We start from the raw sequence: 14,532 nt of genomic DNA, 5'->3' as shown, positions 1-14,532 counted from the left end.
TAGTTTGGTATATATTTGCGGCAATTAATAATTAGTCTAAATAAATGAAAAAAAATTATTCCTACTTATTTTTGTGTTGCTTTATTTTATTGTCTCATTATGTCTTTTCTCAATCTCTAAAAGGAGTATTGACAGATGAAAACCGGCTTCCTATTCCTGGATCTAATGTGAAATTGATTGAAAAGAATATGGTAGCGGTTACAGATAGTGATGGCAAGTTCCAGTTTTTAAATATTGACTATGGTACTTATCATTTTGCGATTTCAGCTATTGGTTTTAAAACTCAGGAAGTCGTATTTACTTTTTCTGATGAAACCATAGTATTTAATACAGAACTTTCTGAGGAAGCTTACCTGTTACAGGATGTTGAGATAATTGGAAGAAAAGAAAAATCTTATAAAAATTCAAAATCATTCTCAGGAACAAGGACGGAGACTGCTTTAAAAGATGTTCCTCAAGCCATAAGTTATGTTACAAAAGAGGTAATAGAAGATCAGCAGGCATATCGAGTGGGTGATATCGTTAAAAATATAAGTGGGGCAAGTACCTTTTCATATTACAGTGATGATATTACACTAAGGGGGTTTAGAACCAGTTCGTCATTAATTAATGGTTTAAAAAGAATTATAGGCGAAGGCTGGAAGCAACCAATTCTTGCTAATATAGAGAGAGTAGATGTTATAAAAGGACCTGCGTCGGCGTTGTTTGCTAATACAGATCCGGGCGGAACGGTTAATATGGTTACTAAAAAACCTCTTGATGAAGACCGCCGATCTATTAGTTTTGGCTCAGGCAGCTATAATACTTACCGAATAGGAGGCGATTTTACAGGGCCGCTTAACGAATCTAAAACATTGTTATACCGCCTCAATTTGGCATATCAAAATGCAGAATCCTTTAGGGTACTCCAGGGGAGTGAAGATATAATGATAGCGCCCTCTTTTTCCTTTATACCCGATGACAATACACAAATTAACTTTGATTTCGTTTATGCAAGATCTAATGGAAGGTTAGACAGGGGACAGCCTATTTTTGGTGCTACAGCAGGAACTGATCTTAACTCTACTCCTATTTCTTTTGCTATAGGGAAAAAGAACGATTACCTGCATGAAACCAATATCTATTTTACAACATCTGTACAGCGTAAAATTACCGGGAATATAAATTTTAATGCATCTTACATGAAATTTATGGCAAGTGAAGACCTTTTAGAACACCGCACAGCAAATCGCTACGCTGTACTTCCAGATGGTACTACAGACCCCACAAAAATGGAAATGCGTACCATTGTAAGGCAGGGTAAAAATTACAGTGATAATGTTACTCTATATTTTGTGTCTGACTTTAAAACCGGGCCTTTAGAGCATAAACTTCTTACTGGTTATGATTATTTGCAAAATACTACGCCGGCGGGTAATTCAAGTTACGGTGCGAGTGGTTACATAAACGGACTTCCTAATGTTCCTTTTTTTGACCTTACAAATCCTGACTATTCTTTAACAGATATGTCAGGATACGTAAATGTTTCTTCTCAAAACCCGCAAACAAAGTATTTTGTAAACGGGGTATATGTGCAGGATCAAATTAAATGGGGCAAGTTCCAGGCTCTTTTAGCTTTAAGGCAGGAACATTATGTAGATGTAGAAAATTATAAGACACAACAAAGCCGCGATATAAAACAAAAAGCAATTATACCCAGAGTGGGGCTGGTGTATTCTGCCACAGAACAAATTAATGTATACGGAACTTATACTGAAGGTTATCAGCCGCAGGGAGCAGGTATAATAGGTACACCGCAAACTTACGGAGGCCCATTCGATCCGCTTATAAGTTCAATGTATGAGGTAGGAGCTAAATCAGAGTTCTTTAATAAAAAATTATCTGTAAATGTCGCGCTTTATAATATTGAACAAAATAATATCCTGATTAACGCAAATAATCCTGATAATCCTGATTTATTGCGACAAGTGGGGCAACAGAAGTCTAAAGGTGTTGAATTAGATGTTTATGGTACCGTGCTTCCTAACCTTAGTATATCGGCCAATTTTGCTTACAGTGAAGCAACAATTACTAAGAGCGACAATGCTGCCGAGGTAGGTACGCTTTTACCAAATGCGCCAAAGATACAAACAGGACTTTGGGGTAAGTATACATTTACCATACCTAAACTTAAAGGTATTGGCATAGGAGCAGGAATTAATTATTCAGGCGAGCGTAATACCCTTAGCCCAATTTTAAAGTTACCTGAATATACAGTACTTAACGCTGCTTTATCTTATACGATAGATAAATTCAGGATTACAGTAAATATGAATAATATTTTTGACAAAACTTATTGGGCAGGAGGATACGATTATAACAGGTTGTTTCCCGGAACGCCGAGAAATTTAATGCTCGGAATCAATTACGGTTTCTAGTAGCCGCGATGATGGAGGTTAAAAAGCATTAATGTATCAATAAATCAATGACCATAAGACATGGTCAGGAGGGAAATAGAATGTTTTTTAAAATCCTAACAGGAATTTTGATTCAAAAATTTATTTTTTGCTAGAATAAATTAACAGATACAATTAATTTCCCGATTGCATTATGTAGTCGGGATTTTATCCTTTTTACATACCTCAGATGGCTGACTCACATGGTCTTCTACATATTTTACCCCTAATAGCTGCCTCTGTAAGATAAGCCACATCTTGATATTTCGAATTTTAATAGCTGTTAACAAGTCAAATAGCAAGATATTTGGTTAAAGGAATAATTTGGCAGAGCCTTACTGAGGTCGATGCTATAATGTGTGCTGGATACATTTTGAGATCACAAATCCCGTTATATGCGCTCCAGGTAGTGTAAATGATATAAATAATATGATCGTGGCATTTAGCTCTTTATATCAGGACGGCAGCTAACTAAAAATATCATTATTAATTAAAGTCATAAATAATTTCCGGACTGCCATAAAAGGAAAAAACCTGCAATTTTCATTGCAGGTTTTTTATTGTGGGGAGAGAAGGATTCGAACCTTCGAAGGTTTCCCAACGGATTTACAGTCCGTCCTCGTTGGCCGCTTGAGTATCTCCCCGAAGCCATTACTTCACAACAAACTTGTTGTTTATTGCGGTGCAAATATAGCACTGTTTTTAGAGTATACAAACATATTTGCGTGTATTTTAATAACTATTTTTTAAAGGTCTGGTAGCTAATAAAATAAAATTGAAATATTTTTTAAAATAGAAGCTGCATCTGCGTAATCAGGCTCGTTTTGTTTTCGATCGCCTCTGTAATATAAAATGATATTTGTAGATCATATTTCCCAAAAGGCATAAAAAAAATCTCCCGAAGGAGATTTTAATTTATAAAAAAGCAAGTGTTATTTAGCCAGTAGCTCTATAACTTTTGCTTTAAGTTCTGCACCTCTAAGGTCTTTTGCTACAATCTTTCCGCTTGCGTCAAGAATAAATGTAGCAGGAATAGACTGCACGCCATATTGTACGGCGATCGGGTCTTCCCATCCTTTAAGGTTAGAAACATGGTTCCATGTAAGTTTATCTGCTGCGATGGCGTCTTTCCATTTTTTATCGCTGTCATCTAATGACACGCCTATAATGTTTAAACCTTTTGCATGAAGTTCATTGTACATAGCTACCACATTAGGATTTTCCATGCGGCATGGTTTGCACCACGAAGCCCAGAAATCTATAATGGTAACTTTGCCTATAGCTTCTTTAAGAGAAAATTGTTTACCGGCAGGGGTAGATGCGCTGAATGCAGGGGCCGTATTGCCTACTTCAGCGTTACTCTTTCCCGGCAGGGCAGTTGCTGGCGCAGGAGCTGCTGCAGGATTCAGTTTTTCAATCTGCTCGCCAAGCTCTTTACCCATTTTAGTTTTTTTGATGTCTGCATCAAGAGCATCGTATTTCTTTTTTGCATCAGCATACTGTGTATTTTGCATAGAAAGTGATTGCTTAAGCAGTAATACAGTAATGTATGCTTTAGGATTTTTAGTAACAAAATCATCAGCGATAGACCTCATTTCTTTACCTATAGCTTCATAACCTTTGTTAAGCCTGTTCATTACAACAGTGTCCTGTTTTTTGTAAGCATCCATCATTTCTGCCTGATTTTTCTTTTGGAAAGCCATCATTTTTTGTCTTGGGCTGCTTATTTTGTCATAATATTCTGTAAGCTTATCATTGTTATATGTACCGGTTCTTCTTGTTTTGAAGATAGAATCTTTATCAACTGCAATATCAATTGCACCTTCTTCCAGGATAAATTCAGCTTTACCCTGTACACCGTCAACCTGGATAAAATGTAGTGCAGGTTCAGTTACTCCACCTTTAAATACAAATTTTCCATTCTCAATTTTAGCGGTATCTACCGGAGAGAAGCCCATCATGCCTCCTTCTTTTTCAAGGATAACATTTTTTCCGTTTAATGAGGGGTCAATAGTTCCTGCTATTTCAAACTGGTTATCGGCAACTTTGTTGCATGATACAACAAAAGCGGCAACAGCAGCAATCAAAAAGAAATTTTTCATGTTTTTTATTTCGTTATTTAATATTGGATGCAAAAGTATCTAAAAATCTTTTGTGAAGATTAGATGTTTAATTTATTTACTGTTAAGATTAAGAAGAACAGGCAGGCTGTATAAGTGTCGTTTTTACCGAAGTATCCTTAATGCCACCAAAACCTTTTTCAACATTGATCATATTATGGTAACCTCTCGCTTTAAGGATAGAAGACATTATTACAGATCGGTATCCGCCGGCACAGTGAAGGTAAAATTCTTCATCCTTAGGAACTTCATTAAGCTGCTCGTTTACAAAATCAAGCGGAATGTTAACAGCGCCTATAACGTGGCCACCGTCAAACTCTCCGGGTTTACGTGAATCGACAACTGTTTTTTCATCGGTAGCAAGTCCGTCAGCAAAGGCTTCAGGTGAAATAGAGGCAATGCTGTCAATTTCATATCCTGCTTCTTTCCAAGCTTCAATACCACCCTTAAGATATCCTAAACTGGCGTCAAAGCCCACGCGTGCAAGCCTGGTGATTGCTTCTGTTTCTTTACCTTCAGGAGTTACAAGAAGCAATTGCTGGTTTACATCCCTTATAAGTGCACCTACCCATGGGGCAAACGTGCCGTTAAGGCCAATGAATATAGATCCAGGTATATGTTCTTTTACAAAATCATTCTCATGCCTCACATCAAGTATAATAGCATCAGTAGTGTTGGCTTTCGCCATAAATTCCTGTGCAGAGAATGCTGTCTGGCCTTTCTCTATAATTGTATCAAGGCTTTGGTATCCCTGAATGTTAAGCATAACATTTTGCGGGAAGTAAGCAGGAGGGGCTCCTAAACCATCAAGTAATTCTGCGATGAACTCTTCTTTGGTCATATCTGCCCTTAGTGCATAGTTTACTTTTTTCTGGTTGCCAAGGGTATCTGTAGTTTCTTTGCTCATATTCTTGCCACATGCACTGCCGGCGCCATGGCTTGGATATACCGTAATATCATCAGGAAGCGGCAAGATCTTATTGCGTAACGAATCGAATAAGTGAGATGCCAGTACATCCTGTGTAAGATCTTCGGTTAATGCCTGTGCAAGGTCAGGACGTCCTACATCACCAATAAACAGTGTATCGCCGGTTATTATACCATGAATACTGCCGTCTTCTTGTATAAGCAGGTAGCATGTACTTTCTAAGGTATGCCCGGGTGTATGGATCGCTTTGATGGTATAGCTTCCTACTTTAAATTCCTGTCCGTCAGTTGCTATTGTCGCATCAAATTCGGGCTGGGCTGTAGGTCCGTATACGATAGAGGCACCAGTTTTTTTAGCCAGGTCTATATGTCCTGAAACAAAATCGGCATGAAAATGCGTTTCAAAAATGTATTTTATTTTGGCATTATCTTTTAGGGCCCTGTCAATGTAAGGCTGTACCTCTCTTAGAGGATCAAATATAGCAGCTTCGCCGTTGCTTTCTAAGTAATAAGCTGCCTGTGCAATGCAGCCAGTATATATCTGTTCTATTTTCATAATTTGATTTTAATGCTTAAAAGCACTGAGCAATTGTGTAGAAAAGCTAGAAACCAATGATTTCTTTAGAGAGGATAAAGGCAGCCATAATGAGTACAAACCACCCAAATCCGCGCTTTAGCTGTTTTTCATTTACAAACCTGTGCAGATAAGTTCCTGCAAATATACCAAAAACTGAAATGACGGTAAAGGATAAAAGAAAATCCCATGCAATGTTTATGGTTTGCATATCGCCAATAAATCCGGTAAGTGAGTTTATTGCGATGATAAATAGGGAAGTGCCTACTGCTTTTTTCATATTCAGCCCTCCAAAAAAGATTAGCATTGGGATAATAAGAAAACCTCCTCCTGCACCTACAAGCCCCATAAACAGACCTACTATTGCTATGCCTGGCAGGGCATACAGGTAATTTATTTTCTTTATGTCGTTATTGTCGTTTTCTGTTTTTCGTCTAAGCATGGAGAGAGAAGCCATGAGCATGATAAACGCAAACAGCATCATTATAAATGTGTCTTTGCTAAGGGAATATTTGCCGGATAATATAATTGTATCAGGAATTGCCGAAAGTATATACCTCCTGGTAATGTAAACAACTATAAAAGAGGGTATGGCTATAATAAGTCCGGTCCTGATAGCAATATTATCTTTATGATAATTTTTAAAGCTCCCGCAGGCAGATGTCGTGCCCACCGTAAAAAGAGAGTAAGCCGTAGCAGTCACAGGGTGTAGGCCTACCATGTATACGAGTAGGGGAACAGTAAGAATTGAGCCTCCGCCGCCCATTAATCCAAGGATTAATCCTATAAAAAAAGCACCTGTATAAACTGTTACTGTTTCCATTTTGTATCTTAGCCAATAAAACGCTTACTACATCGTTATAGCTGTCGAGTTGTCAGCTTCAGGTAGATGTCTATGTATTTTATTGGTTTATAGTGTGTTGTGGCTAATTTTTAAAATTAAATATTATGATATAATCAGTTTGGCAGGCATTTTGCAACCTTAATTTAAATCAAATGCAATTTTACGTTTTATTTTTTGTAAAATTATTAATTCAAACGATTAAGTTATCACAAACTTCATATATATTTGTGATGCTTTTAGGAAAGCAATGTTTATTATAATTCAAGTTGTAAGTTAAAATTTATGGCATCAGCAATAAAGCCCAGAGTGGGCATGTATGAAAACGTTAAAAATCAGTTTGAAAAAGCTGCAGCCGTTATGGGGCTGGACGAAAGCGTTAAAAAGATCTTATCCATAACTAATAATGAGATCGTAGTGCATTTTCCTGTGAAAATGGACAATGGTAAAGTTGAAGTGTTTACCGGATACAGGGTACAGCACAACAATGCTCTCGGGCCTTACAAAGGCGGCCTAAGATATCACCCAACTGTAGATATCGATGCTGCAAGGGCTCTTGCTACATGGATGACGTGGAAAACATCGCTTGCAGGACTTCCTTACGGAGGTGGTAAAGGTGGTATCCAGATCGATCCTAAGAAATATTCTCAGGGAGAACTGGAAAGGATTACACGTCGTTTTACCTATGCACTTGGTGATAATATAGGTCCTGAGCACGATATTCCTGCTCCGGATGTTAACACCAACGCACAAATGATGGCGTGGATAGCGGACACGTATATGTCTACTAAATCCCCTGCCGAGCGCTCTAAAAACCAGCACGTTGTTACCGGTAAGCCGGTGGGATCAGGTGGCCTTGAAGGGCGTGACAGGGCTACAGGTTTTGGTGTTGTTGTAACACTTGAATCTTGGGCTAAAGTAAAAGGCACTACTCTTGAAGGTAAAAGATATATTGTTCAGGGCTTTGGTAACGTAGGTTACTGGGCTGCTCATTTCATGAACAAAAACGGAGCAATTCTTGTTGGTGTTCAGGATGCTACAGGAACAATCTACAACCCTGAAGGTATAGATCCTGAAGCTTTATTAAGATACCAGTCTGATAATGCAACGATTACAGGATACAAAGGTACTCAGGATTACAAATCAGATGAGTTCTTCTCAATTGACTGTGATGTAATCATCCCGGCTGCTCTTGGTAACCAGATCACTGATGAAAATGCAGGTACTATTAAGGCTAAAGTTATTGCTGAAGGCGCTAACGGCCCTACAGATACCGATGGTGAGGCAATCCTTATTGCTAACCATATTGATATTATCCCGGACATCCTTTGTAATTCAGGTGGTGTTGTAGGTAGTTATTTTGAGTGGTTACAAAACCGTAACGGCGAAATATGGACTATGGATGATGTTATCATCAAACTTAGAAAGAAAATGGAAGAGGCTTTCAATAAAGTAATAACGTCTTCTGTACAATATAAAACAGACTGGAGAACTGCCGCGTATATCGTGGCACTAACCAGGATTGAAATGGCATACAAACAAAGAGGTATCTTTCCTTAATTGGGTAGAAGTCTCAGTATATTTAAAAAGGCACCGCATGGTGCCTTTTGTGTTTCATAATTATGTATATTTGATATTATTGTAACCTTTACCTTACCATGAAAAAACTTTACGCCACTATATTTATTGTTATAAGCACTGCATGCCTGGCGCAGGAGCAAAAGGAAGAACCAAAACAGGAAGAGAAACAGCCTCAGTTTTCAACTAACCTATCGGTGGCCGTAAGGCAGAATAATGGTTGGGGTAGTGCGAGCATTCCTGATTTTTCCTATTACAACCGAAATTTCAGCTCAGTTTTCAACGGGTATGGCTATACATTTAATATAGATGAAGCCGTGAACAATAGTGCGATATATGTTGATAGTAACAAATACTATAATGGCAGTTATATTCCGGTTGTAGCGCAAATGCATAATACCAATCTGGGTGCAGATAATATTTTTTATTACAACCAGAACGCCAGTACATTCAGTAAGCCGGTAGGGGTGGGCCTGTCTGCATTAAAAGGGAGGTAAACAATCTAAATTCTGAGATATGAAAAGAATATTAACAGCATCGTTTCTTGCACTATTTGCTTTTGGTTTTAGCCAACAGCAAAAGCAATTTTCATTTCAATCGGCACAACAATTGATTACTACAGATTTTAAACCGTTAAATACGCAGTTTGCGACGCTGTCTAAAAACTATGAAAAGGTTTTTGGTGAATACAATTTTACATTTGACAGCAATAATTTTGGCGACAGAAATGTTTATGTGGGCCATGGAGACAGAATGTATTATCAGGGGCGTTCGACTTTTATAATGGATTATCCGGGGCCTCATAATATGAATTATAATTGGAACATGGATTATATAGCGGGGCTTGTCTCGGGTTATAAGTTGCTATTCAATCACGAAAAAGACTATACTAAAAGCTATAGCAGTTTCAAACAATAGGATATAAAAAAAACGGGCATTAAGCCCGTTTTTTTATTGAATGAGGTTAACCTCCCATATATTCTTCGCCGCCACCGTCTTGTTCTTTCGGTTTTTGCTGCTTGTCGTTCTTGCTCATGTTGAAGCGGTAGGTAAACGACAATGTAATTTGTCTCGTTCTCCATTGCATTTCGCTGTAAGAACGTGAAAGTCCGTCAATGTAAGTTTCATTCTTCATTTTTCGTGAATTGAAGATATCCTGGACATTGATGCTTATTGTCGCTTTGTCTTTAAGGAAATCTTTGCTGAATGCGGTATTGGCACTTGCAACACCTATACGGCGTCCCTGTCCTGTATTTTGCGGTGCTTCGTAGTTACCGTTAAGCTGCCAGTCAATCTTACCGGGAAGGGTAATTTTATTATTTATCCTTGTTGTCCAGCTGTAACCAACTCTTGCAAAGTCCTGAACTACAGTTTCAGGTGTTCCGTTGTTATTTACAGTGTAGCTGTAATCTCCTGTTGTTTCATTTCGGTACAAGTTGAAGTTACTGCTTATCCTCCACCATCTGAATGGGTTGTAATTAACGTTAAATTCAAATCCAAAACGGTATTCCCTTCCAATGTTAAGTGGAGAAGTTAAGATTACAGGTGTCCTGCTGTCTGTTCCGCCGACAGGCGTTACGGCGCCGGTAACAGGATCAACGATATCTTCGCCATCTACGACCTGTACAACATAATCTCCCGATGGCCTTCTAACAAACTGAAACGGATTATCTGTAATATTAAAGTAAGCTGATGTGCTTAATGTAACTTTATTCCATTTTTTAAGGAATCCAAGGTCTATAGCGTGTGTTTTAGACGGGTTAAGGTCTGGGTTACCCCTAAAGATGTTGATGTTACTTTCCAGTCCTGAGAATGGGTTAAGAAAACGTCCTCTTGGTCGGTTAATGCGTCGGCTATAGCTTAAGCTAATGTTAGTGCTTTCGTCAAATGTATAGGTTAAGAAAGCACTTGGAAAGAAGTTGTTATACTTCTTGTTGTTGTATTCGTTAAGGTTAAGCAGATTGACATCAATGTTTGAGTCTTCCCAACGTAAACCGGCCAGGTAAGAGAATTTGCCAATTTTAGAACCAAACTGAGTATACAAAGCATTTACTTTCTCTTTGTATTGTAACAGGTTAGTATAATCACCATTATTTACCCACGTGCCATCTTCAAGTATTTCAGCACTCGCGTCTGTTTTAATTTCTGTAAAGCTACCACGGTAACCTGCTTCAAAACGGCTGTTTTCGCCTATTGGCAATACATAGTCAGCCTGTAATAGCGAACGGTTCTCAGTCTGGTTATTAGTAGTTCGTTCATTGCTGTTAGCGATAGCAGAACCCACATTAATATCGTCGATAGCAGCGCCTTCTTCGTCTCTGCTGTATGATGTAGATGCATCAACTTTAAGTTCGTGCCCCTTGTCGTTAAATTTATGGGTAAGGCTTGATGAGAAGTTAACGTTGTTATCGTCAGAAAGTTGATAGTTACGACGGTAACGTGTATCTATGTATGCGCCTGTTGCATCATAATTATCGAAATACGTATCGGTTGGGTTATCACCTTTATTTCTCCTGAAGTTGACAGAATTTACCCAGGTTGTATTGTCGCTTAAAAAGTATTCAAGTCCAAAGCTGGCATTAAAACCTTTACGTAAACGGTCGTTTTCCCTTCTTTCGTTGGTAAAGCTTCTCGTAGTGTTGTCAGAATTAAGGTATTCTGTATTGGTTTTAGAATTACCCGGGTTGTTCCTGTAATTGTAGCCAATGTTAGAGAACATATTAAATTTCTCTCCTCTAAAGTTCAGGTTTGCTGTTATTCCGTGGTTGTCAGGATGTCCTGTAGTAGCTACGATAGATCCATTAAATCCTCCGGCTTTTCCTTTTTTAAGGATAATATTAATGATACCGCCGCCACCTTCAGCATCATAACGTGCCGATGGATTGGTTATAACTTCAACCTTATCTACAGAGTCGGCAGGTAAAAGTCGTAATACGTCGGCAAGGTTGCTTCCAAGCAGGTTAGATGGTCTACCGTCAATCAGGATAGTAACGCTTTGATTTCCTCTAAGAGCAACATTTCCTTCAGCATCTACAGATACTGAGGGCACATTGTCAAGCACGTCGCTTATTGTTCCGCCCTTAACTATCATGTCGTTACCTACAGTGTAAACCCTTTTGTCCAGTTTAATATCTACGGTAGAGCGTTCAGCAGTAATTTGCACTTCACCAAGTATCTTGGCATCCGGTGCTAAAGCTGTAACACCAAGATTGGTGTCGGCAGATATTACTTTATTAGTTAGAGTTATTGGAGTAAACGATATAAAGTCAAATTTAATATTGTAGGTTCCGGCAGGGACTTCAAGGTTAAATTCTCCTTTAGCATCCGTAAGCCCGCCGTTAATGGTAACATTGTCAAGTGTCTGGATAACCACGTTTCCAAACTCAAGCGGCATTTTTGTATCGCCTTCAATAAGTTTACCTGTTATTTTTACTTTGGGTCCTCCCGGAGTTACGGGAGTGCCAGGGGGAACCTGGGCTAATGCCGTGAACGAAAAAAATAAAGACAGCAGCATTAGTAATGAGTGAAACTTCTTCATGAAATAGTAATTTACAGCTGCAAAAATGCACCTGCGGTGAGTGATGTTTTTTTTGGTTATAGTATTTCCCTTATCCTTTCAGCAGGGCGTGCAATAACTGCTTTATCGCCGTTTACAACGATAGGGCGCTCAATTAGTGAAGGATTTTGAACCATTGCATCAATAACCTTGCCATCACTTAGTTCTTTCCCTTTGTAATTCTTAATCCAAAGCGATTCTTTTTGTCGTACCAACTCTATTGGCTTTACATTCAGCTTCTTAATTATTTCAGTTAATGTTTCTTTTGTAAGCGGTTCGTTTAGATATTTTACGGTAGTAAAAGGTTTACCTTCAAGTTCCAAAAGTTGAAGCCCTTCGCGCGACTTGCTGCAGCGTGGGTTGTGATAGATGGTGATCATTTTATTCTTTTTGCAAAGTACGTTATTATTAATGGAAATTTGAAGTAACTTAGTGCAAACAAAATCTTAAATCTTAACAAAAAGCATATGTTTATAGAACAGGGAATTAAGCCTGAAAATAAATTCTGGAAGTATCTTGTAGGGTCGTTTATAATGATCCTTGCCTCGAGCATTGGACAAATACCATTAGGGGTTGCCATTTTTTTTAAAGCGATGTCTGACGGTAAGCCTATGCCGGCGACACAGGAAGGTATGCTTGGTTATCTTGAACTTAATCTCACGCTGTTTCTAATTTTATTTTCGTTTGTGATAGCATTGATCGCAATTTATATCGTGGTTAGAAACATACATAAGCAGCAATTTAAGGATATTGTCACTAGTCGCCCAAAGCTGGATAAATCACGAATATTCTTTTCATTTAGTTTGTGGTTTGTACTGTCTGTGATTACCATGCTTGTAGATTATTTTTTAGACCCTGAATCCTATGTGTTTCAGTTTAATGTTGTAAAGTTTGTTCCCTTGTTTATAATAGCGATGCTGATGGTGCCTATACAGACTTCTGTTGAAGAGCTTGTGTTTAGAGGCTATTTGATGCAGGGTTTTGGCAATCTGGCTAAAAATAAATGGTTCCCGCTGGTAATGACCTCTGTTATTTTTGGGGGAATGCACTTTGCAAATCCCGAAGTAACGAGGATGGGCTATCTTATCATGGTATATTATATAGGAACCGGTTTTTTCCTGGGTATACTTACTCTTATGGATGAAGGGATGGAGCTTTCCTTAGGTTTTCATGCGGCAAATAATCTTGTAGGGGTTTTGCTTGTTACGGCAGACTGGACCGCTTTTCAAACCTATTCTGTCTTTAAAGATGTTTCAGAGCCTTCTGCAGGCGTAGATATTATAGTACCGGTGCTAATTATATTTCCGATTCTTTTAATTATCTTTAGTAAAGTTTACAAATGGACAGACTGGAAAGGTAAACTTACCGGATCAATAGAGATTCCGGTTGATGAACAGCAACAAACAACTAACAAAATAGGACAAATCAATGACTAATCCTGATTATCACTTTGTACACCCCCATTTTAAATTAAACGGTTTTCATCTTACCGAAGATGACCTGTGCCGTATTGCGTATAGTTTTATTAAAGAAGGCGAGGCTTATGAGAGAGCGGTAGGTAACTTTCTATTGGACTGGTTTGACCAGAGGACTTTCATAGAGATGCAAACCTCCGGTACTACAGGTTCGCCAAAATTAATTACCGTAGATAAGCAGGCCATGGTACATTCGGCACTGGCAACAGCCGAGTTTTTTGACCTTTCCTCAGATATTAAAGTGCTGCACTGCCTGCCTACACAATTTGTAGCGGGTAAGATGATGCTGGTACGCGCCTTTATACTTGGGTGGGATATGGACCTGGTTGCTCCGGTCTCTACTCCGCTTCAAAATAATGATACGCAATATCATTTTGCAGCAATGGTGCCGTTTCAGGCACAGCATTCACTTGAAAAATTGCAGCAGATAAAAAAACTTATCCTGGGTGGCGCAAAAGTAAGCCAGTCGCTTTCAAAACAGCTGGAAGTGCTGCCTACAGAAGTTTTTGAAACTTATGGCATGACAGAAACAATCACGCATATCGCAGCCAAAAAAGTGGGGGAGGAGGCTTTTACAGTCTTGCCTAACGTGAGGGTTAGCGAGGATGAGAGGCACTGCCTTATTATAGACCCTTACGTAATTTGTGATGAACCTATCGTGACAAATGATGTTGTAAAAGTGCTTGATGATACGCACTTTATCTGGCTGGGCCGATATGATAATGTAATAAACAGCGGAGGCGTTAAGCTATTCCCTGAACAGATCGAGGAAAAGCTGTCGTCTAAAATACAAAGGCGCTTTTTTGTAAAGGGAATCCCTGATGAAGAGCTTGGCGAAAAGCTGGTCCTGGTAATTGAAGGTGATAGATATGATATTGATCCCGAAATTTTTGCCAAACTTGGTAAATTTGAAAAACCAAAAGAGGTGCTGTTTGTTCCTGAATTTACCGAAACAGGATCTGGTAAGCTGCAACGTGAAGAAACACTTAAAAGCCTGGCTTGATAAGTTTGACACATAAAATAATG

11 protein-coding genes and 1 tRNA gene are annotated in these 14,532 nt (G+C 38.7%); 6 read left to right on the top strand and 6 right to left on the bottom strand.

Going from position 1 to position 14,532, the window contains the following annotated elements:
- Positions 1-44: 44 nt before the first annotated feature.
- The gene (locus R1T16_RS08970; RefSeq protein WP_317500758.1) at positions 45-2,417 is read left to right on the top strand and encodes a TonB-dependent receptor; all 2,373 of its coding nucleotides are present in this window, start codon (positions 45-47) and stop codon (positions 2,415-2,417) included.
- Between the two features lie 581 nt (positions 2,418-2,998).
- Here the strand turns inward: R1T16_RS08970 and R1T16_RS08965 are convergent.
- The 4 genes from R1T16_RS08965 to R1T16_RS08950 form a co-directional block, all read right to left on the bottom strand.
- A tRNA-Tyr gene (locus tag R1T16_RS08965) sits at positions 2,999-3,079 on the bottom strand.
- Positions 3,080-3,367: 288 nt separating this feature from the next.
- Entirely contained in the window at positions 3,368-4,537 is a 1,170-nt protein-coding gene (locus R1T16_RS08960; protein ID WP_317500757.1) for a TlpA disulfide reductase family protein, read from the bottom strand.
- An 88-nt stretch (positions 4,538-4,625) separates the two neighbouring features.
- Positions 4,626-6,038, bottom strand: a complete 1,413-nt coding sequence (locus R1T16_RS08955) for an MBL fold metallo-hydrolase (protein WP_317500756.1) — start codon at positions 6,036-6,038, stop codon at positions 4,626-4,628.
- A gap of 46 nt (positions 6,039-6,084) precedes the next feature.
- Positions 6,085-6,879, bottom strand: a complete 795-nt coding sequence (locus R1T16_RS08950; RefSeq protein WP_317500755.1) for a sulfite exporter TauE/SafE family protein — start codon at positions 6,877-6,879, stop codon at positions 6,085-6,087.
- 303 nt (positions 6,880-7,182) lie between these two features.
- Between R1T16_RS08950 and R1T16_RS08945 the strand changes: the two genes are divergently transcribed.
- From R1T16_RS08945 to R1T16_RS08935, 3 genes are all read left to right on the top strand, one after another.
- Positions 7,183-8,457, top strand: a complete 1,275-nt coding sequence (locus R1T16_RS08945) for a Glu/Leu/Phe/Val dehydrogenase (protein ID WP_317500754.1) — start codon at positions 7,183-7,185, stop codon at positions 8,455-8,457.
- Positions 8,458-8,555: 98 nt separating this feature from the next.
- A complete protein-coding gene (locus R1T16_RS08940; protein ID WP_317500753.1) occupies positions 8,556-8,972 on the top strand; it encodes a hypothetical protein in 417 nt (138 codons plus the stop codon).
- A 19-nt stretch (positions 8,973-8,991) separates the two neighbouring features.
- Positions 8,992-9,393, top strand: a complete 402-nt coding sequence (locus R1T16_RS08935) for a hypothetical protein (RefSeq protein ID WP_317500752.1) — start codon at positions 8,992-8,994, stop codon at positions 9,391-9,393.
- 46 nt (positions 9,394-9,439) lie between these two features.
- Here R1T16_RS08935 and R1T16_RS08930 read toward each other — a convergent pair whose 3' ends face one another.
- Both R1T16_RS08930 and arsC read right to left on the bottom strand, forming a co-directional pair.
- Entirely contained in the window at positions 9,440-12,013 is a 2,574-nt protein-coding gene (locus R1T16_RS08930) for an outer membrane beta-barrel family protein (protein ID WP_317500751.1), read from the bottom strand.
- A gap of 56 nt (positions 12,014-12,069) precedes the next feature.
- Positions 12,070-12,411, bottom strand: coding sequence for an arsenate reductase (glutaredoxin) (gene arsC / locus R1T16_RS08925; protein WP_317500750.1), 342 nt, complete (start codon positions 12,409-12,411; stop codon positions 12,070-12,072).
- Positions 12,412-12,498: 87 nt separating this feature from the next.
- On the opposite strand from arsC, the gene R1T16_RS08920 reads away from it, so the two are divergent.
- Positions 12,499-13,467, top strand: coding sequence for a CPBP family intramembrane glutamic endopeptidase (locus tag R1T16_RS08920; RefSeq protein ID WP_317500749.1), 969 nt, complete (start codon positions 12,499-12,501; stop codon positions 13,465-13,467).
- Positions 13,460-14,509, top strand: coding sequence for an AMP-binding protein (locus tag R1T16_RS08915; protein WP_317500748.1), 1,050 nt, complete (start codon positions 13,460-13,462; stop codon positions 14,507-14,509). The genes R1T16_RS08920 and R1T16_RS08915 overlap by 8 nt, the downstream gene beginning before the upstream one ends.
- Positions 14,510-14,532 lie beyond the last annotated feature (23 nt).

The sequence above is a fragment of the Flavobacterium sp. DG1-102-2 genome (assembly GCF_033042555.1).
Taxonomy (GTDB): Bacteria; Bacteroidota; Bacteroidia; order Flavobacteriales; family Flavobacteriaceae; genus Flavobacterium.
The sequence above is the reverse complement of the archived record's forward strand: the minus strand, read 5'-3'. Positions and strand labels throughout refer to the sequence as shown.

Coding starts and splice junctions, on each gene's coding strand:
- R1T16_RS08940 (WP_317500753.1), top strand. CDS start 8,556: ATGAAAAAACTTTACGCCACTATATTTATTGTTATAAGCACTGCATGC.
- R1T16_RS08920 (WP_317500749.1), top strand. CDS start 12,499: ATGTTTATAGAACAGGGAATTAAGCCTGAAAATAAATTCTGGAAGTAT.
- R1T16_RS08960 (WP_317500757.1), bottom strand. CDS start 4,537: ATGAAAAATTTCTTTTTGATTGCTGCTGTTGCCGCTTTTGTTGTATCA.
- arsC (WP_317500750.1), bottom strand. CDS start 12,411: ATGATCACCATCTATCACAACCCACGCTGCAGCAAGTCGCGCGAAGGG.
- R1T16_RS08915 (WP_317500748.1), top strand. CDS start 13,460: ATGACTAATCCTGATTATCACTTTGTACACCCCCATTTTAAATTAAAC.
- R1T16_RS08935 (WP_317500752.1), top strand. CDS start 8,992: ATGAAAAGAATATTAACAGCATCGTTTCTTGCACTATTTGCTTTTGGT.
- R1T16_RS08955 (WP_317500756.1), bottom strand. CDS start 6,038: ATGAAAATAGAACAGATATATACTGGCTGCATTGCACAGGCAGCTTAT.
- R1T16_RS08950 (WP_317500755.1), bottom strand. CDS start 6,879: ATGGAAACAGTAACAGTTTATACAGGTGCTTTTTTTATAGGATTAATC.
- R1T16_RS08945 (WP_317500754.1), top strand. CDS start 7,183: ATGGCATCAGCAATAAAGCCCAGAGTGGGCATGTATGAAAACGTTAAA.
- R1T16_RS08970 (WP_317500758.1), top strand. CDS start 45: ATGAAAAAAAATTATTCCTACTTATTTTTGTGTTGCTTTATTTTATTG.
- R1T16_RS08930 (WP_317500751.1), bottom strand. CDS start 12,013: ATGAAGAAGTTTCACTCATTACTAATGCTGCTGTCTTTATTTTTTTCG.